Origin of the sequence: Bradyrhizobium commune (assembly GCF_015624505.1) — a bacterium.
GTDB classification, from domain to species: domain Bacteria; phylum Pseudomonadota; class Alphaproteobacteria; order Rhizobiales; family Xanthobacteraceae; genus Bradyrhizobium; species Bradyrhizobium commune.
In genome coordinates, this window is the sequence record NZ_CP061379.1 from 1,726,708 (window position 1) to 1,745,158 (window position 18,451).

General features: G+C 63.2%; 19 protein-coding genes. 5 read left to right on the plus strand and 14 right to left on the minus strand.

All coding sequences use genetic code 11. The annotated features are described in order from the left end of the window. Positions 1-224: 224 nt before the first annotated feature. From IC761_RS08155 to IC761_RS08170, 4 genes are all read left to right on the plus strand, one after another. A complete protein-coding gene (locus IC761_RS08155) occupies positions 225-896 on the plus strand; it encodes an STM3941 family protein (RefSeq protein WP_195802747.1) in 672 nt (223 codons plus the stop codon). Positions 897-1,195: 299 nt separating this feature from the next. Continuing rightward, the gene (locus IC761_RS08160; RefSeq protein ID WP_195802748.1) at positions 1,196-3,139 is read left to right on the plus strand and encodes a PrkA family serine protein kinase; all 1,944 of its coding nucleotides are present in this window, start codon (positions 1,196-1,198) and stop codon (positions 3,137-3,139) included. Positions 3,140-3,158: 19 nt separating this feature from the next. Next, positions 3,159-4,436 carry a YeaH/YhbH family protein gene (locus IC761_RS08165; protein WP_195804588.1) on the plus strand — a complete coding sequence of 426 codons (1,278 nt, stop codon included), beginning with the start codon at positions 3,159-3,161 and terminating at the stop codon, positions 4,434-4,436. After that, entirely contained in the window at positions 4,433-5,971 is a 1,539-nt protein-coding gene (locus tag IC761_RS08170) for a SpoVR family protein (RefSeq protein ID WP_195802749.1), read from the plus strand. The genes IC761_RS08165 and IC761_RS08170 overlap by 4 nt, the downstream gene beginning before the upstream one ends. Before the next feature lie 79 nt (positions 5,972-6,050). On the opposite strand, the gene IC761_RS08175 is transcribed toward IC761_RS08170, so the two are convergent. The 6 genes from IC761_RS08175 to IC761_RS08200 form a co-directional block, all read right to left on the minus strand. Beyond that, positions 6,051-6,476, minus strand: coding sequence for a DUF1801 domain-containing protein (locus IC761_RS08175; RefSeq protein WP_195802750.1), 426 nt, complete (start codon positions 6,474-6,476; stop codon positions 6,051-6,053). Then, complete coding sequence (locus IC761_RS08180; protein WP_246791466.1) at positions 6,473-6,685, minus strand: hypothetical protein; 213 nt, start codon at positions 6,683-6,685, stop codon at positions 6,473-6,475. Before IC761_RS08180 ends, IC761_RS08175 begins: the two co-directional genes overlap by 4 nt. A gap of 46 nt (positions 6,686-6,731) precedes the next feature. Beyond that, positions 6,732-7,163 (minus strand): SRPBCC family protein, encoded by a 432-nt coding sequence (locus IC761_RS08185; RefSeq protein WP_195802752.1) that lies wholly within the window; start codon positions 7,161-7,163, stop codon positions 6,732-6,734. Then, positions 7,160-7,483 (minus strand): ArsR/SmtB family transcription factor, encoded by a 324-nt coding sequence (locus IC761_RS08190; protein ID WP_195802753.1) that lies wholly within the window; start codon positions 7,481-7,483, stop codon positions 7,160-7,162. The genes IC761_RS08185 and IC761_RS08190 overlap by 4 nt, the downstream gene beginning before the upstream one ends. An 89-nt stretch (positions 7,484-7,572) precedes the next feature. Continuing rightward, complete coding sequence (locus tag IC761_RS08195; protein WP_195802754.1) at positions 7,573-8,022, minus strand: DsrE family protein; 450 nt, start codon at positions 8,020-8,022, stop codon at positions 7,573-7,575. 43 nt (positions 8,023-8,065) lie between these two features. Next, entirely contained in the window at positions 8,066-8,686 is a 621-nt protein-coding gene (locus IC761_RS08200; RefSeq protein ID WP_195802755.1) for a hypothetical protein, read from the minus strand. Positions 8,687-8,883: 197 nt separating this feature from the next. On the opposite strand from IC761_RS08200, the gene IC761_RS08205 reads away from it, so the two are divergent. Next, complete coding sequence (locus IC761_RS08205; RefSeq protein ID WP_195802756.1) at positions 8,884-9,468, plus strand: STM3941 family protein; 585 nt, start codon at positions 8,884-8,886, stop codon at positions 9,466-9,468. A 76-nt stretch (positions 9,469-9,544) separates the two neighbouring features. Here IC761_RS08205 and IC761_RS08210 read toward each other — a convergent pair whose 3' ends face one another. From IC761_RS08210 to pqqC, 8 genes are all read right to left on the minus strand, one after another. Continuing rightward, a complete protein-coding gene (locus IC761_RS08210; RefSeq protein ID WP_195802757.1) occupies positions 9,545-10,600 on the minus strand; it encodes a 2-oxoacid:ferredoxin oxidoreductase subunit beta in 1,056 nt (351 codons plus the stop codon). After that, positions 10,597-12,444: a 2-oxoacid:acceptor oxidoreductase subunit alpha gene (locus IC761_RS08215; protein WP_195802758.1), complete on the minus strand. Its 1,848-nt coding sequence runs from the start codon at positions 12,442-12,444 to the stop codon at positions 10,597-10,599. The genes IC761_RS08210 and IC761_RS08215 overlap by 4 nt, the downstream gene beginning before the upstream one ends. Further along, complete coding sequence (locus tag IC761_RS08220) at positions 12,414-14,213, minus strand: FAD-dependent oxidoreductase (RefSeq protein ID WP_195802759.1); 1,800 nt, start codon at positions 14,211-14,213, stop codon at positions 12,414-12,416. Before IC761_RS08220 ends, IC761_RS08215 begins: the two co-directional genes overlap by 31 nt. Positions 14,214-14,460: 247 nt before the next feature. Continuing rightward, complete coding sequence (locus tag IC761_RS08225; protein WP_195802760.1) at positions 14,461-15,150, minus strand: DUF4286 family protein; 690 nt, start codon at positions 15,148-15,150, stop codon at positions 14,461-14,463. 12 nt (positions 15,151-15,162) lie between these two features. Continuing rightward, positions 15,163-16,149 carry a prolyl aminopeptidase gene (gene pip / locus IC761_RS08230; RefSeq protein WP_195802761.1) on the minus strand — a complete coding sequence of 329 codons (987 nt, stop codon included), beginning with the start codon at positions 16,147-16,149 and terminating at the stop codon, positions 15,163-15,165. Continuing rightward, entirely contained in the window at positions 16,139-17,335 is a 1,197-nt protein-coding gene (pqqE, locus tag IC761_RS08235; RefSeq protein WP_195802762.1) for a pyrroloquinoline quinone biosynthesis protein PqqE, read from the minus strand. Before pqqE ends, pip begins: the two co-directional genes overlap by 11 nt. Next, a complete protein-coding gene (pqqD, locus tag IC761_RS08240; RefSeq protein WP_195802763.1) occupies positions 17,332-17,643 on the minus strand; it encodes a pyrroloquinoline quinone biosynthesis peptide chaperone PqqD in 312 nt (103 codons plus the stop codon). The genes pqqE and pqqD overlap by 4 nt, the downstream gene beginning before the upstream one ends. A gap of 11 nt (positions 17,644-17,654) precedes the next feature. Beyond that, entirely contained in the window at positions 17,655-18,422 is a 768-nt protein-coding gene (pqqC, locus tag IC761_RS08245; RefSeq protein ID WP_195804589.1) for a pyrroloquinoline-quinone synthase PqqC, read from the minus strand. Between the last annotated feature and the right edge of the window lie 29 nt (positions 18,423-18,451).

The following is an 18,451-nucleotide window of genomic DNA, read 5'->3' on the forward strand; positions in this document are numbered from 1 at the left end:
TACATGCTCCCGGGAGGGAACCAATCAAGGGTATTCGCGTCATACTCTCAGTGTAACTCCGTCGCGATCATGACGATCCAGGCGGCAGCGTTGGTTTTGCGTAATAAAGTGCCGTCGGCCGGGATCGTTCGGTCGAGGTCTCCTGCGTAAAGCCTAACTGTCGCGTGACGGAGTGGTCGTCGGCGGATTTCGATCCGGCTGACGGATCGTTGGCTCGGTCGCGAATGGCCATGCTGGGGGAAAGCATGCACATACAGCGTCATGGCGTCGCGCTCGCCGTCGCCGACAGCCCCCAAGCGGTCGCGCCGGCGGTCTGCGTCGACGCATCCCACGATCTCGAAATCGGGCAATGCGTGACGCGCCAGCGGCTGCTGGTCGCCGCGGGCTTCGCGATGACGCTGCTGAGCGCTGGCCTTGCCTTCGATTGGTGGGATAGCGTCGCCTACGACACGGCGTTGGGCTATGCCGGCGTCGCGGTGTTCGGTCCCATCACCTGCTGGCTGATCTGGATGCTGCCGGCCGAGCGGGGTCCGGTGGTGGTCGTCACCGCCTACGGCGTCCGCGATCTCCGCATCGGCAACGACTTTCTGCTGTGGGACTCGATTGCGGAGGTCTCGGCTGACGAATGCCGCGGGCACAGGATGATCGTGCTGACGCCGACGCCGGCCATGCAGCGGCAGCTGTGCACGAGTGGTGCCCAGATGCGCTGCGCGCAGGACGATCGGCAGAGCGGTCGAATCGTTATCCGTTCGGAGGGGTTGGCGACCGATTTTGACACACTGCTGCGTGCTTGCCGCGATTGTCATGCTGCGAGCAATCAACGCACCGCATTGCAGCAGGAAGATGAACGCGGCGCGCAAGACGGTGCTCAAGGCTTCGCCGTACAAGCGTCATAAGTTCGCCGCTCGCGGGTCAGTATGGTGCGGTGCCGGATGGAGCGATCCCCGGTAATGCCCGGATGTTGCGACCGAGTGACATTTTCTGGAAATGAGCCAATATAGATATAGATTCGCACAAATAACAGGCATGTGCCTGTTCGTAACTCAAAGAGTGCCTACGTTGTGCGTTGCGTCGAGTCTGCACCCGGGTGTCCAATGATCGTCATGTGCTCACGCTGATTCGAGACTGGCGCTGAGGAACGGTCCAGTAACTGCTTTCGTTTCAGCTTGTAGCGGAACTCACGCGGAGAGGGATCATGTACAACGATTCTTTATTCAACGCTTTCGCTCGGTCGTTCGAGGCGAGAAGCCAGCACGACATGTCGATGGCGGAATATCTGGAATCGTGTCGAAGCGATCCCATGAAATACGCGAATGCGGCCGAGCGGTTGCTAGCGGCGATCGGCGAGCCCCAGACGATTGACACGGCCAAGGACCCACGCCTTGGCCGTATTTTTTTGAATCGCACGATCAGGACTTATCCAGCCTTCGCCGGCTTCTACGGCATGGAAGAAACCATCGAGCGCATCGTCGGTTTCTTCAGACACGCCGCGCAAGGCCTCGAAGAGCGCAAGCAGATCCTCTATCTGCTCGGACCGGTCGGCGGCGGCAAATCCTCGCTCGCCGAGCGGCTGAAGTCGCTGATGGAAGTGCAGCCGATCTACGTGCTCAAAGCCGGCGATGAACTCTCGCCCGTGTTCGAAAGCCCGCTCAGCCTGTTTGATCCCGATCATCTCGGGCCGATGCTGGAAGAGAAATATGGCATTCCGCGCCGGCGCCTCACCGGCCTGATGAGCCCGTGGTGCTACAAGCGGCTTGAGGCCTTCGGCGGCGACATCTCCCAATTCCGCGTCGCCAAGATCCAGCCGTCGCGGCTGCGCCAGATCGCAGTCTCCAAGACCGAGCCGGGTGACGAGAACAACCAGGATATCTCCTCGCTGGTCGGCAAGGTCGATATCCGCAAGCTCGAGACCTACGCGCAGAACGATCCCGACGCCTACAGCTATTCCGGCGGCCTCAACCGCGCCAACCAGGGCATCCTTGAATTTGTCGAGATGTTCAAGGCGCCGATCAAGATGCTGCACCCGCTGCTGACCGCAACGCAGGAGGGCAATTACATCGGCACCGAGAATATCGGCGCCATCCCGTTCACCGGCGTCATCCTCGCGCACTCCAACGAGGCGGAGTGGGCGAGCTTCAAGGCCAACAAGAACAACGAGGCCTTCATCGACCGCATCTGCGTGATCAAGGTGCCTTACTGCCTGCGGATCACCGAAGAGCAGAAGATCTACGAGAAGCTGATCCAGGGCTCCGAGCTCGCGGCCGCGCCGTGCGCGCCCTCGACGCTGGAGACGCTGGCGCGGTTCTCGGTGATGTCGCGCCTGCGCAAGCACGAGAACTCCACGGTGTTCGCCAAGATGCGGGTTTACGACGGTGAGAGCCTGAAGGAATCCGATCCGAAGGCGCGCAGCGTCCAGGAATATCGCGATGCCGCCGGCGTCGACGAGGGCATGGACGGCGTCTCCACCCGCTTCGCCTTCAAGATCATGGCTGCGACCTTCAACCACGATCCGCAGGAGATCGCCGCCGACGCCGTGCACCTGATGTACGCGCTGGAGCAGTCGATCCGCCGCGAGCAGCTGCCCGAGGAAGTCGAGAAACGCTATCTCGAATTCATCAAGGCGGATCTGGCGCCGCGCTACGCCGAGTTCATCGGCAACGAGATCCAGAAGGCCTATCTCGAATCCTACTCGGATTACGGCCAGAACCTGTTCGACCGCTACGTCGATTATGCCGACGCCTGGATCGAAGATCAGGACTTCAAGGATCCCGACACCGGCCAGCTGCTCGATCGCGAGCTTTTGAACCAGGAGCTGACGAAAATCGAGAAGCCGGCCGGCATCGCCAACCCGAAGGACTTCCGCAACGAGGTGGTCAAATTCTCGTTACGGTCCAGGGCCCAGAACGGCGGCAAGAATCCGACCTGGACCTCCTACGAGAAGATTCGCGATGTGATCGAAAAGCGGATATTCTCTCAGGTCGAGGACCTGCTTCCGGTCATCTCGTTCGGGTCCAAGAAGGACGGCGAGACGGAGAAGAAGCACGGCGAGTTCGTCGCACGCATGGTGGAGCGCGGCTACACCGAGCGTCAGGTTCGCCGACTGGTCGAATGGTACATGCGCGTGAAGCAAGCCGGTTGAGGCGGATGAGAAAGTGGCCATTCATATTATTGACAGGCGCCTGAATCCGGGCGGCAAGAGTCTTGAGAACCGGCAGCGGTTCTTGCGTCGGGCCAAATCCCTGGTGCAGGGCGCCGTCAAGAAGACCTCGCAGGAACGCGACATCAAGGACGTCCTGGAGGGTGGTGAGGTTACGATCCCGCTCGACGGCATGCACGAGCCGCGGTTCCGCCGTGAAGGCGGGACGCGCGACATGGTATTGCCCGGCAACAAGAAGTTCATCGAGGGCGACTATCTCCAGCGCTCCGGCCAGGGCAGCGCCAAGGATTCCGGTCCCGGTGAAGGCGACAGCGAGGATGCCTTCCGCTTCGTGCTGAGCCGCGACGAATTCGTCGATCTCTTCCTCGACGATCTCGAGCTGCCCGATCTCGCCAAGCGCAAGATCGCGCAGACCGAAAGCGAAGGCATCCAGCGCGCCGGCTACACCACGTCGGGCTCGCCCGCCAACATCTCGGTCAGCCGCACGGTCCGGCTCGCGCTTGCGCGCCGCATTGCGCTCAAGCGTCCCCGCAAGGAGGAGCTCGAAGAGCTGGAAGCCGCGATCGCCGCGTCCACCGACGAGGACGAGCGCGCCGAGCTTCTCGCCCAGCTCGCAACGCTGAAGGCGAAGTCGAAACGGATTCCCTTCATCGATCCGCTCGACATCCGCTATCGCCGTTTCGAGATGGTGCCGAAGCCGGTGGCGCAGGCGGTGATGTTCTGCCTGATGGACGTCTCCGGCTCGATGTCCGAGCACATGAAGGACCTGGCCAAACGCTTCTACATGCTGCTCTACGTATTCCTGAAGCGGCGTTACAAGCATGTCGAGATCGTCTTCATCCGCCACACCGACCGCGCCGAGGAGGTCGACGAGCAGACCTTCTTCTACGGTCCGGCCTCCGGTGGCACGCTGGTCTCGAGCGCGCTTCAGGCGATGCACGAAATCGTGCGCGAGCGCTTCAACCCGTCGGACTGGAACATCTATGCCGCGCAAGCCTCCGACGGCGACAATTCCTATTCCGACGGCGAGCTCACCGGCATGCTGCTGACCGAGAAGATCCTCCCGGTTTGCCAGTTCTTCGCCTATCTCGAGGTCGGGGAGTCCGGCGGCAGCGCCTTCGATCTCTCCGATTCCTCACTCTGGACCCTCTATGAGCGTCTGCGCAACAGCGGCGCACCGCTCTCGATGCGCAAGGTCAGCGAGCGCAGCGAGATTTTTCCGGTGTTCCACGATCTGTTCCAGCGCCGCGAAGCCACGCAGGAGAAAGCTGCTCCATGACGGAACGCTTGTTCGAAGGCGCCGATTGGGATTTCCGGACCTTGCAGCGCATCACCGATGCCTGCGAGGAGGTGGCGTTGAAGGATCTCGGGCTCGACGTCTATCCGAACCAGATCGAGGTCATCACCGCCGAGCAGATGCTGGATGCCTATTCGTCGGTCGGCATGCCGCTGTTCTACAAGCACTGGTCGTTCGGCAAGCACTTCGCCTATCACGAGGCGTCCTACCGCAAGGGCCTGATGGGACTTGCCTACGAGATCGTGATCAACTCCTCGCCCTGCATCTCCTACCTGATGGAGGAGAACACGGCGACGATGCAGACGCTGGTGATCGCGCACGCCGCCTTCGGCCACAACCACTTCTTCAAGAACAACTATCTGTTCAAGCAGTGGACCGATGCCGAAGGCATTCTGGACTATCTGGATTTCGCCAAGAACTACGTCATGCAGTGCGAGGAGCGCTACGGCCGTGTCGAGGTCGAGCGCACGCTCGACGCCGCGCACGCGCTGATGTCGCACGGCATCGACCGCTATCCCGGCAAGAAGAAGCTCGACCTGCGCGAGGAGGAGAAGCGGGCAGGGCGCCGGCGCCAGCACGAGGAAGAGGTCTTCAACGACCTCTGGCGCACCGTGCCGAAGGGCGCCTCGAAGACCCGGTCTGCGATCTCCCTCGAACGACGCCGCAAGCTGCTCGGCCTGCCGCAGGAAAATTTGCTCTATTTCCTGGAGAAGAGCGCGCCGCGGCTGGCGCCCTGGCAGCGCGAGCTGTTGCGCATCGTCCGCCACATCGCCCAATATTTCTATCCGCAGAGCCAGACCAAGGTGATGAACGAGGGGACGGCGACCTACGTCCACTATCGCATCATGACGAAGCTGCACCAGCAGGGCCGCATCACCGATGGCAATTTCCTCGAATTCCTGGGATCGCACACCAACGTGGTGTTCCAGCCCGAATTCGACGATCAGCGCTTCTCGGGCTTCAATCCCTATGCGCTCGGCTTTGCCGTGATGCAGGACATCGAGCGCATCGTCACCAATCCGGCTGACGAGGACCGCGAATGGTTCCCCGACATCGCCGGCAAGAACGACGTAATGGGTGTGCTGCGCGACGTCTGGGCCAATTATCGCGACGAAAGCTTCATCGCCCAGTTTCTGAGCCCGAAGCTGATGCGGCACTTCCGCATGTTCCACCTGCACGACGATCCCGAGGAACGCGCCGGCATCCGTGTCGACGCGATCCACGACGAGCGCGGCTTCCGCCGCGTCCGGCGCGAGCTGGCACGGCAGCACGACGTCGGCTACATCGACGCCAATATCGAGGTGGTCGATGTCGATCTCGCCGGCGACCGCCGGCTGATCCTGCATCACCGCGTCATCAAGGGCTCGCAGCTCAACGAGACCGACGCCAAGCGCGTGCTCCAGCATCTCGCCGATCTCTGGACCTACGACGTCGCGCTGATCGAGGTCGACGCCAACGACAAGGTCTTGCGCGAATATGTCGTCAGCCCGCGCCCGATCCCTGCGGCGGTGGCCTGAGGGGACTGGCCAGGCGGCGGGGTGCGCATTGATGTGCCCTCGGCCCTTGTGGGAGAGGGCCGCGTCCGTGGCTGCGCAGCTATGTGGAGCGCTTGGCCGGCTTCTTCTTCGACGCGTTCAGCTCCACCGCCGCGCGGATCAGCGCCTTCAACGCCTTCTCATTGATCTTCTCGCCTTCGCGAATGTCGATCGCGCGCCGCACATTGCCGTCGAGGCCGGAATTGAACAGGCCGGCCGGGTCTTCCAGCGCCGCGCCCTTGGCAAAGGTCATCTTCACGACGGCCTTGTAGGTCTCGCCGGTGCAGATGATGCCGTCGTGCTCCCACACGGGAACGCCGCGCCATTTCCATTCCTCGACCACGTCGGGGTCGGCCTGCTTGATCAGGCCGCGAATGCGCCCGAGCATCTCGCCGCGCCAATCACCGAGCTCCCTGATCCGGCCGTCGATCAGTTTTGAGGGCGACGCTCCGTCCCCATCCTTCTTTGCGGTCACCACCTTCTTCATGATCTCGCCTCGCTCGATGCAGCGCTGCGTCGGCCGACGTAAGGCTGCGCGAACAGATAGAGCCCGGTCGCAAGCAACGGGATCAGCGGCACGAACGCCATGAGCCCGATCCATGTGGCCTGAACCTGCATGATCAGCGCAACGATGTTGGCGCTGACGGCGAGTGTGAAGGCGATGGACAGCCAGCGATGGATCTGCCGAATCCACATGTTCGAACTCAATGGGACCTCCTTTGAGAAATGATTGATGGCCAGGCTAGTCGGCTCGCGCCAGCAGCTCATCCAGCTTGGCAAAAAACTGCTTCCAGCCGGCATGGGCGCCGCCATAGGCCTGCTTCTGGCTGGGGCGGAAGCCCGCTTGCTCGACGCGCAGACGCGTGCCGGCCCCTTGCGGGGTAAGCGTGAACGTCACCACGCTTTTGAGATCGTAGGCCGCGTCCTCATGCGTGAAATTCCAGGTATAGGCGAGCGATCGCTGCGGCTCGATGGCAAGCACCTCGCAGTCCAGCACGCCGCCCCACTCGCCGCGCAGATTGAAGCGATGACCGACCTCCGGCTTGAAGTCGTTCTTCATCAGCCATTCCTCGATCAGATGCGGCTGCGTCAGCGCGCGCCACAGCCGCTCCGGCGGAAACGCAAATTCGCGCTCGATGACCACGGATCGTGTTTCAGTTGCGGCTTCCATCATTGGTCCATCCTCTTCAGCAAATCATCGAGCGCATCGAGCCGGTTCTGCCAGAAGCCCGTCATCTGGCTGCTCCAGTCGATCAGCGGATTGAGCGCGCCGGGCTGTGCGCTGTAGTGCGTCTGCCGTCCCTCGTGGCGGTCGCGCACCAGGCCGGCCTGCTTCAGCGCACTGAGATGCTTCGAGACCGCCGGCTGGGAAACGCCGGATCGCGCCGTCAGTGCTCCGACCGTCTGTTCGCCCTCGTGGCACAGCCGCTCGAAGATCGCCCGCCGGGTCGGGTCGGCGAGGGTCCGGAACAGGAGATCGTGGGTGGCGGACATAGGCAATCCATAACTCACAAGTTATGGATTAATTCATAATCGCAGAGTTATGGATAAGTCAAGCGCGGCTTGGGGGATGTGGTGGCGCTTTACGGCCGCAAATACAGATACCCCTGCGACTGAAGCTCGGCGATGCGGACCACGCCGCCTTTCTCCGCGCTGACGAAGCCGGGGAGCAGATCCTTGAGCGTGACGTTCTGCGTCTTCATCGTGTTGCCGCAAGCGGCAAGCTCGACGCCGTCCTTCGTGAAATTGCTGATCCGCCCGCTGACATCAGGGTTGGCTTGCGCCAAGTGGAACGCCTTCAGCGCCGGCCCGTGGATCACCAGCGCGATCGTGACATGGTCGGGCCCGCCGACGCCGTCGATATGGTTCTGGATGTTGCCGAGCACGAAGTTGACCTTGTCGGCGTCGCTGAGGTGATAGACGACCTTCAGCTTGCTCGACGGTGCGGCCTCAGTGGCGGCCTTCGCGCGCGAGGCGGAGAACGCTGCGCCCAAAGCCGAGATTGTGCTCCACAAGATGTTCCGGCGGTTCATGGCGATCTCCTTGCGACTGCCCCCGCCATTGTCGGAAACCATATCACTTGTGGCGAAGGGCGGCGAGTTCCTTGCGGTCGGTCACGAGCGCGGCGCACTCGTTGTTGTCGGTTCGGTCGAGCCGGAAAACCCCGTCGTCGCTGCCCGCGACCAGCGATCGCTCGGCCTCGTCGTCCGGCTTGTTGTGCAGCCAGACCCTGACGCTTGCGAGCCGCACGATGGCCGACTTGTCGTCCTTCGAGAGTGCGATGCCGATGCCGCCGCCCTCGCAATCGACGCCGCAGCCGAGACGGGTCTCGTTGCCGTCCTTGGTGAACACCACGTGATGGCAGGAGCCGCTGGAGTCGAAATCGCCGTTGCGATTGCGATACCGGAAGCCGAGCCGGAATGAGTTGTGGAGCTGCTTGTCCTCCTCGTCGGTCTCAGCGGAGACCAGAAGCTTCATCGAGGCGACCTTTTGCTTCGGATGCCGGGCCAGATGGTCGGCATCGTAGCGGCGGACGAAGCAGGCATAGGCCGTGTTGCCCGGCGCGCCGGCATACATGCGCGCGTTGAAGGCCTCAGTCTCGGCCTTGCTGGCCTCGCGGATGTCGTCGGCCTCGTCGGCGCGGGCAGCGCCGATGAACGCCGCAAGGGCAAGCGGGACGATGAGGGCAAGCTTCATGATCGCACCGGACGCGTGAGCCGTTGACGGCCCACATCGGGACGGTGGGGCCAACTGGCGGTTAGTCGCAAGCCGCACGTGGCGCGTTCAACTGCACTCCCTCGCGGGGAGCCTCGCGCAAGGTTCCAGGCTTAACCCCTAGGAGGGAGGGGCGCGGATAAGCCCCGGGTTGCTGCAAATGGCTGGAGGCGGTCGAAATGTCCGAAAGTCAGAACTTGCCCAATCTTGCGATCGGCTATTCCCGGGTGCGGCTGCTGACGTTTTTCGGCGTCGGCCTGCTGCTGACGCTGCTCTGCGCTGCGCTTGCATTCAGCTGGCAGCAGGGCAAGAGCATCACCACGTTCGAAGTCGCCGCCTGCAATATCGGCGCGGTGTTTTTCGGCCTTGCCACCTGCAGGATGCTCTGGAGGCTGATCTCAGCCAGGCAGCCGGTGGTCTTCATCAGCCGTGTCGGCATTCGCGACACCAGGCTCGCCGGCGAGACCATTGCCTGGAGTGCCGTGCGGAAGATTTTTCTATGGGAGCAGCGCGCGCAGAAGTTCGTGGTGCTCAAACTCGATCCCCTTGTCGCTGAGCGGTTCTCCGGGGGATTTCTGATGCAGGCCTTGTCGATGATGAACAAGGCGCTCGGCCCTGACAGCGCCATCGTCAACGCGGGCGGCCTGACCATGGACGCCGAAAAATTGCTCGAGACCTGCAAGCGATATTGGGGTGCCGGACGACCGGCCCCATTGGACCACGCCGTGCCCGAGCCTGAGGCGAAGCCGGAGCCTGTCAGCTAAAGCTGTTTTATCCGAACCACTGCAAGCCCAGAGCTCAGAACACCTCTCCCGTAGGGAGAGGTAACCGAACAACGCCTCACCGCAGGCTGGCGTTGAGCTTGTCCAGTGCCGCCGAGCCCGGGCAGAGCGTGTCGGCTTCCAGCGTGTTGAGCGGCGTTTCGACCGTGTTGAGATGGGCGTGCAGATCTTCCGCGTCGGGATCGACGTACAGCAGCCCGGTGACGATCTGCCCCTTGGCGGCGTGCTTCTGGAGGAAGGTCATCGCACCCAGCCGGTCATGCGGATCGTAATCCGCGTCGATCTTGCGCAGCGCGATCTTGCTGCCGTCGTGCTGCTCGACCACCTGCACCGTGCCCGGCGCGTAGTCGACGGCGATCGGGTCGCGGCCGACCAGCACGTCGAGACGGTTCACCGCGTCATTGTGCTCGCGGACATAGTCGAAGCTCTTGGTCGAGCCGGCGTGGTTGTTGAAGGCGATGCAGGGGCTGATGACGTCGATGAAGGACGCGCCCTTGTGGCCGATCGCGGCCGCGATCAGCGGCACCAGCTGGCTCTTGTCGCCGGAGAAGCTGCGGGCGACGAAGGTCGCGCCCAGCTGCAACGCGATCGCGACGAGGTCGATGGCGTTGTCGGTGTTGGTGACGCCCTTCTTGGATTTCGAGCCGCGGTCGGCGGTCGCCGAGAACTGGCCCTTGGTCAGGCCGTAGACGCCGTTGTTCTCGACGATATAGGTCATGTTGACGCCGCGCCGGATCGAATGCGCGAACTGCCCGAAGCCGATGGACGCGGAATCGCCGTCGCCGGAGACGCCGAGATAGATCAGGTCGCGGTTGGCAAGGTTGGCGCCGGTCAGCACGCTCGGCATGCGGCCGTGCACCGAATTGAAGCCGTGCGAATTGCCGAGGAAATAGTCCGGAGTCTTCGAGGAGCAGCCGATGCCGGAAATCTTGGCCACGCGATGCGGCTCGATCGAGAGCTCATAGCAGGCCTCGATGATCGAGGCCGTGATCGAGTCATGGCCGCAGCCGGCGCACAGCGTCGAGATTTTTCCTTCGTAGTCGCGGTGGGTGTAGCCGAGCTCGTTCTTCTTCAGCCCGGGATGATGGAATTTCGGCTTGGCAATATAGGTCATGACACGGCCTTGCGGAGCGGAGTCACCTTGAGGTGATCCTGGTGGTCGCCAATGGCTTTTGCGATGTAGCGCGCGGTAATCGGCGAGCCGTCATAGTGCACGATCGGCACCAGGCGCACCGGATCGATGCCGTTCTCGTTGACGATGAGCTGACGGAGCTGACTGTCGCGGTTCTGTTCGACCACATAGACGAAGTCGTGCTCGGCGAGGAAGCTCGCGACGCTGGAATGGAACGGGAAGGCGCGGATGCGCAGGCGGTCGAGCTGGTGCCCGCGTGCCTCCAAGAGGCCGATCGCCTCGTCCATCGCCGGCGAGGTCGAACCGAAATAGATCACGCCGTATTTGCTCGGCTTTGCCGCATTGGCCTGGAGCGGTCGCGGCACGAGGTCCTGCGCAGTCTCGAACTTGCGCACCAGCCGCTGCATGTTGTCGGCGTAGACCGAGCCTTCCTCGGAATAGCGCGCATAGCGGTCGCGCGAGGTGCCGCGGGTGAAATAGGAGCCCTTGGTCGGATGCGTGCCGGGATAGGTGCGGTAGGGAATGCCGTCGCCGTCGACGTCGAGATAGCGGCCGAAGTCGCGGCCCTCGTCCAGCATCTCCGCGGTCATGATCTTGCCGCGGTCGTACTGTCGCGCATCGTCCCATTTCAGCGGACGGCAGAGCCGGTGGTTCATGCCGATGTCGAGGTCGAGCATCAGGAAGATCGTGGTCTGGAGCCGCTCGGCGAGATCGAAGGCCGCCGCCGCGAACTCGAACCCCTCGGCCGGATCTTCCGGGAACAGCAGCACATGCTTGGTGTCGCCGTGCGAGGCATAGGCGCAGGCGATGATGTCGCATTGCTGGGTGCGGGTCGGCATGCCCGTGGAGGGGCCGGCGCGCTGGATGTTCATGATCACGGCCGGGATCTCGGCGAAGTAGGAGAGGCCGATGAACTCGGTCATCAAGGAGATGCCGGGGCCGGACGTGGCGGTGAAGGCCCGGGCGCCGTTCCAGGACGCGCCGATCACGATGCCGATCGAGGCCAGCTCGTCTTCGCCCTGCACGATGGCGTATTTCGCCTTGCCGGTCTCGGGATCGTGCCGGTACTTCCTGCAATGAGCGGTGAAGGCCTCCGCCACCGACGAGGACGGTGTGATCGGATACCAGGCGCACACGGTCGCGCCGCCATAGACGGCGCCGAGCGCCGCCGCGCTGTTGCCCTCGATGAAGATGCGGTCGCCGACCTTGTCGGACTTCTTCACCCGCAGCCCGATCGGGCATTTCAGGTTTTGCAGTGCCCAGTCGCGGCCGAGATGCAGCGCATGGACATTGGAGGAGAGCAGCTTCTCCTTGCCCTTGTACTGCTCGCCGATCAGTTGCTCGATCAGCTTCGGGTCCATGTCGAGCAGCGCCGAGAGGCTGCCGAGATAGATGATGTTCTTGAACAGCTGGCGCTGACGCGGATCGGTGTAGGTCGAGTTGGTGATCGCAGTGAGGGGAACGCCGATCACGGTGATGTCGTCGCGAAACTTCGTCGACGGCATCGGCTTGGTGGAATCGTAGAACAGATAGCCGCCGGGCTCGATGCCGGCGACGTCCTTGTCCCAGGTCTGCGGATTCATCGCCACCATCATGTCGACGCCGCCGCGCGCGCCGAGATGGCCGGCCTCGGTGACGCGGACCTCGTACCAGGTCGGCAGGCCCTGGATGTTGGAGGGGAAGATGTTGCGCGGGGACACCGGCACGCCATGGCGCAGGATCGCGCGCGCGAACATCTCATTGGCGCTGGCCGAGCCCGAGCCGTTGACGTTGGCGAAACGGACGACGAAGTCGTTTACGCTGCTGATCGGCTTTTTGTCGGACATGTCGAACCTGCGTAGGTCATCTCGATGAAATATTTCTGCATGTCCCAGGCTCCGGTGGGACAGCGCTCGGCGCACAGCCCGCAATGCAGGCAGACGTCCTCGTCCTTGACCATCACACGTCCGGTCTTGAGATCGGAGGACACGTAGAGATCCTGGTCCGGATGCGGCGAGGGCGCCTTCAGGCGATTGCGCAAATCGTCTTCCTCACCGTTATTGGTGAAGGTGATGCAATCCATCGGGCAGATGTCGACGCAGGCATCGCACTCGATGCAGAGCGAGGTCGAGAACACGGTCTGGACGTCGCAGTTCAGGCAGCGCTCGGCTTCGCCCAGCGCCAGCTTGACGTCGTAGCCGAGCTCGACCTCGGTGCGGATGTCCTTCAGCGCGATCACCTTGTCGCGGTGCGGTACCTTGAAGCGCTTGTCGTTGGAGATGTCGTTGTCATAGCTCCATTCGTGGATGCCCATCTTCTGCGAGGAGACGTGCACCTCCGGCAGCGGCCGTTCGGTGATGTCCTCGCCCGAGAGCAGCTTGTGGATCGACAGCGCGGCGTCGTGGCCCTGCGCCACCGCCCAGATGATGTTCTTGGGGCCGAAGGCGGCGTCGCCGCCGAAGAACACCTTTGGATTGGTCGAGACGAAGGTCTTTGGGTCGACCTTGGGCATGTGCCATTTGTCGAATTCGATGCCGCAGTCCTGCTCGATCCAGGGGAAGGCGTTCTCCTGGCCGACGGCGACCAGCACGTCGTCGCACTCAAAAGTCTGGTCCGGCTCGCCCGATGGCACGAGATTACGGCGGCCCCTGGCATCGTATTCGGCCTTCACCTTCTGGAAGGTGACGCCGGTGAGCTTGCCATTGTCGTGGATGAAGGCTGTGGGCACGAGGAAGTTGAGGATCGGAATGTCCTCGTGGATCGCGTCCTCTTTCTCCCAGGGCGAGGCCTTCATCTCCTCGAAGCCGGAGCGCACGATCACCTTGACGTCTTCGCCGCCGAGGCGGCGCGCGGTGCGGCAGCAATCCATCGCGGTGTTGCCGCCACCGAGCACGATCACGCGCTTGCCGATCTTGTCGGTGTGGCCGAACGACACCGAGGACAGCCAGTCGATGCCGATATGGATATTGCCGGCCGCTTCCTTGCGGCCGGGAACGTCGAGCTCGCGGCCACGTGGCGCGCCGGAGCCGACGAAGATCGCGTCGTATTTTTCGGCGAGCAGCGTCTTCATGCTGTCGATGCGATAGCCGCCCTTGAAGTCGACACCGAGACCCAGGATGTAGCCGGTCTCCTCGTCGATGACCGAATTGGGCAGGCGGAATTTCGGGATCTGCGTCCGCATCATGCCGCCGGCCTGGGGATCGCCGTCGAACACGGTGCAGTGATAGCCGAGCGGCGCGAGATCGCGCGCCACCGTCAGCGAGGCCGGGCCGCCGCCGACCAGCGCGATGCGCTTGCCGTTCTTCGCTGACGGTTTCGGCAGGCGCTGTCTGATGTCGTCCTTGAAGTCAGCGGCGACGCGCTTGAGGCGGCAGATCGCGACCGGCGTTTCCTCGACGCGTCCGCGGCGGCACGCGGGCTCGCAGGGACGGTCGCAGGTGCGTCCCAGAATTCCGGGAAACACGTTCGACTGCCAATTGATCATGTAGGCGTCGCTGTAGCGGCCTTGTGCGATCAGTCGGATGTATTCGGGAACCGGGGTGTGCGCAGGACAGGCCCACTGGCAATCGACCACTTTGTGAAAGTAGTCGGGGGCCGCGATGTCGGTCGGTTTCATTCCTACCCTCGTCCGCGCAGGCTCAAAGACCCGGCGGCCTCTTCTTGAGCTTGTCGGACGCTTAACGCGCGTCGATCTGGTTGATCTGGTTTCTGAATGACGTCATTGGGTTAGCTTATTAGAACCGCTCCGAAGTACAACGGCAAATTTTCGCGATCACGGCCTTTCATGGGAGCTGCGCGCGAACAGCATTAATGGCAATGCGCAACCAATGCGGCGGTGCAGCATGTTGCGATGCGTGTGAGCGTCAGCCGCGCGCGATGTCGCTCTTGATGTCGCCCTTGGCGAGGTCCCACATCAGCGCATAGGTACCGACCGAGACCGGCACCGGCAAGGGCGATGCGGCTGGCCCGGTGAAGCGCTCGGCGATGGCGGTCGAGACCGCGCTGACCTGCGTGCCGTCGATCAGCACGAACCAGTCGCGCGCCCCTTCGTTGCGGATAGCTGGAATCTCGGGCGTTGCGCCCGACAATTCTGGCTCGCTTTCGAGCAGATGCATTGAGATGATGCCAGGAAGCTTCTCCGGGGCCAGCTTCTCTTGCAGTGCATCACGCCAGGCGCCTGCGTTGTCGGGCGTCGGCCGGAGCCGCACCACGCCGAGCGCGGCGCCGCGGCCGGTGCCGCTGCTGATCGTGATGCGCGCGACCACGCGCAACATGTTCTTGAAGCGCGCCATGGTCTGGCGCGACCAGTCGGTCGGGCTTGCGAGCCGCGCCCGATAGGCGGGGCTGTCGAGCACGTCGAGCGTCGCGGTCGAATACAGGCAGAGATATTTGGGATTGGCCGCGTGCGCGACATAGCGCCGCGCCTCCAGAAAACCCTCGATCGCAACGCGCTCTTGCAGATGCTCGCGATCGTACCAGCGGTTGAACTCGGCTTCATCCGAAACGTCGATGTTCATCGACGTCAGCAACATGCCTGTCCCGGCGAGCGGCATTGTGGCGTCCCCTTATTGCGGGATCTTGGACGCGAGGTCGGCGATCGACTTCATCACCGCATCCCTCACGCCGGCATCATAGAGCGAATGTCCGGCTTCTTCCACGATGCGAATCTCGGAACCCGGCCAATCTCTCGCGAGCGCGCGCGATGTCTCAGGCGGGCACAACAGATCGTAGCGGCCCTGCACGATGATGCCGGGAATGCCGGCGAGCCGGCCAGCGTTCCGCAGCAACTGGTCTTCGCTCATGAAGGAATTGTTGACGAAATAATGCGCTTCCATGAACGGCGTCGCCGGCAGCGTGCGCCAGACGTTCAGTGACGCCAGGTCGATCCGCGTCTTCGCCGGCTTGTGCTCCGACAGCGTGCGCTCGGTGTCGTGCCAGGCCTGCGCCGCAGGTCCATGCACGGCCGGATCGGCATCGAGGATGCGGCGCCAATAGGCCTCGACCGGCCGGTCCCGTTCCTCCGGCGGCAGCACGCCGAGAAAATCCTCGTACAGCGCCGGATAGAATTGCGACAGGCGCGAGGTGAAGCCGGTCACGACTTCGGCCCGCGTGCCCAGGAAAGTCGCGCGCAGCGCGATGCCGGAGACACGCTCGGGATGGGCTTGCGCATAAGCCAGCGCCAGTGTCGCGCCCCAGGAGCCGCCGACCACGATCCAGCGCTCGAAGCCGAATTTTTCGCGGATCTTTTCCATGTCCGCGATCAGATCCGGCGTGGTGTTGTGCTCGCGCCAGCCCTTCGGCCGGCTGCGGCCACAGCCGCGCTGGTCGAACAGCACGGCGCAGAAGCGATCCGGATCGAACAGCCGGCGATGGTCGGGCTGGCAGCCAGAGCCGGGCCCACCATGCAGATAGATCGCTGGGATTCCATCAGCGCGGCCGATGCTCTCGACATAGAGCTCGTGGCCGTCGCCGACATCCAACATGTCGGAGGTCAGCGGCGCAAAGGAATCGGCGCGCTTGACGGAAGCGGCCGCGTCGGCGTCAGGCGTCATTCTCGGATTCCAGGGTGCCGCCGGCGAAATTGCGGTAGAGGAAACGGTTGGTCTCGCCCTCGGCCTCGCGCTCGGCTTGCTTGAAGATGTTCTCGTGCAGCGGCGACAGCGCGCATGCCGGGTCGGTGTTGGCGGCATCGCCCGTCAGCGCAAAGGCCTGGCAGCGGCAGCCGCCGAAATCGATCTCGCGGAATTCGCAGGATTTGCACGGCTCCTTCATCCAGCCGGTGCCGCGATAGCGGTTGAAGGCGTCGGAGTTCTGCCAGATCCAGGCGATCGAATGGTTGGAGCGCACGGACAGGAAATCGAGCCCGGTGATGCTCTCGGCGGCGTGGCAGGGCAGCACCTTGCCGGCCGGCGAGATGTTGAAGAACTGCCGGCCCCAGCCGCCCATGCATTTCTTCGGACGCAGCGCGTAGTAGTCCGGCACGACGTAGTCGATTGCGAGCGTGCCTTTGAGCCGCTCGCGCGCCTCCTCGACGATGCGGGTGCATTCGTCGAGCTGCGCCACCGTCGGCATCAGCGCGGCGCGATTTTTCAGCGCCCAGCCGTAATACTGGACATTGGCGACCTCGAGCCGGTCGGCGTCGAGATCGATCGACATCTGGATGATCTCGGGAAGCTGGTGCAAATTCTGCCGGTGCATCACCGCGTTCACGGTGAGCGGCAGATCGAGCTCGCGCGTCCATTTCGCCACTTCGAGCTTCTTGCGATGCCCGTTCCTGTAGCCGGCAACGCGATCGGCGAGACCTTCTTCAACGCCCTGAAATGAGATTTGCACATGGCAGAGGCCGGCATCGGCCAGCTCGCCGAGCCGCTCGCGCGTCAGCAGCACGGCCGAGGTGATGAGGTTGGTGTAGAGGCCGACGTCGCTGGCATGCTTGACCAGCTCGACGAGGTCTTTGCGCGCGGTCGGCTCGCCGCCGGAGAAATGCACCTGGAGCACCCCGATCTCGGCGAGCTCGCTCAGCACCTTCTTCCATTCCTCCGTGGTCAGCTCCTTGCCGGAACGGTCGAGCTCGACCGGGTTGGAGCAATAGGGACATTGCAGCGGGCAGCGATGGGTGATCTCGAGCAGCACCGCGAGCGGAATACCGAAGGTCTCCGCGGTCGAGCGGCTCTTCTCCAGCACCGCGAGACTGTCGCTGGCGTCGGGCGGGATGGAGCTACCGAGCACGTCGGTCATGACGTCTTCTCCCGGGCTTCGGTGAGAAAACCCTTGTCGGCGAGATCCTGGAGCATGGCAATGACGTCGGCCAGGATCGCCTCGCGCGGGGCTGCGTATTTCGCCGCGAGCTGATCGGACACGTCACCAACACTGCGCTCGCCATCGCAGAGCTGCAAGACCTCGACCGCGATCTCGTCCGGCGCCAGCACGCGTTCCGGCGCCAGGATCACCCAGACCTTGCGCGTCTCGTCGTATTTCAGCCTGGCATGCCGCGGCAGCACCGGGCGGCTTGCCTCGCTGACGCTGATGTGACGCGGCCCGGCCATCGCTCTGATCCCTAGTTCGCTTTTTTAGTTTCTTGGGGCACGAACGCACCCGGCGGAATGTGGCCCTCGACATAGGCGTGCTGGAGCGCATCGAGCTGCACCCACAGCACATTGGTCTTGAAGATCAGTGCGTTGCAGACCTGCGCGCGCTGCTCCGGCGTCGTGGCGTGCGCCTTGACATAGTCGAGCGCGAAGCCGGCATCGCGTGGCGCCTGCGCCAGGCGGCGCTTGAAGTAGCTCATGATATCAGGATTGACGAAGTCGTAATGCTCCAGCATGCCGGAGATGCGCTCTTCGTGCAGGTTCGGCGCGAACAGCTCGGTGAGCGAGGAGGCGATCGCCTCCAGCTGGCTCTTTTCGCGGCAATAATGCACATAGGCTTCCACCGCAAAGCGCGTCGCCGGCAAGATGCCTTCGGTCGATTCGACGTAGGCCGTGTCGAGGCCGAGGCCTTCGGTCAGCTTCAGCCAGCGCTCGATGCCGCCTTCGCTGCCGACGTCGCCGTCATGGTCCTCGATGCGGTGCCGCCATTCCAGCCGCGTGGCGCGGTCGCGGAAGCGCGAGATCACCACCGCGTCCTTGATCGGGATCGTGCTCTGGTAATAGTAGCGGTTCAGCGCCCAGGCCTGCACCTGGCCCTTGCTCAGCTCGCCGCCGTGCAAGAGCTTATGAAACGGATGCAGGCTGTGATAGCGCGTCGCTCCGATATGGCGCAGCGTCGCCTCCAGCTCCTCGGCCGAGTTGAGGCGGATGTCCTTGCCGACCGAGAGCGCGGTCATTCCTGTCATGCTCATTCCAGTCTTGGACG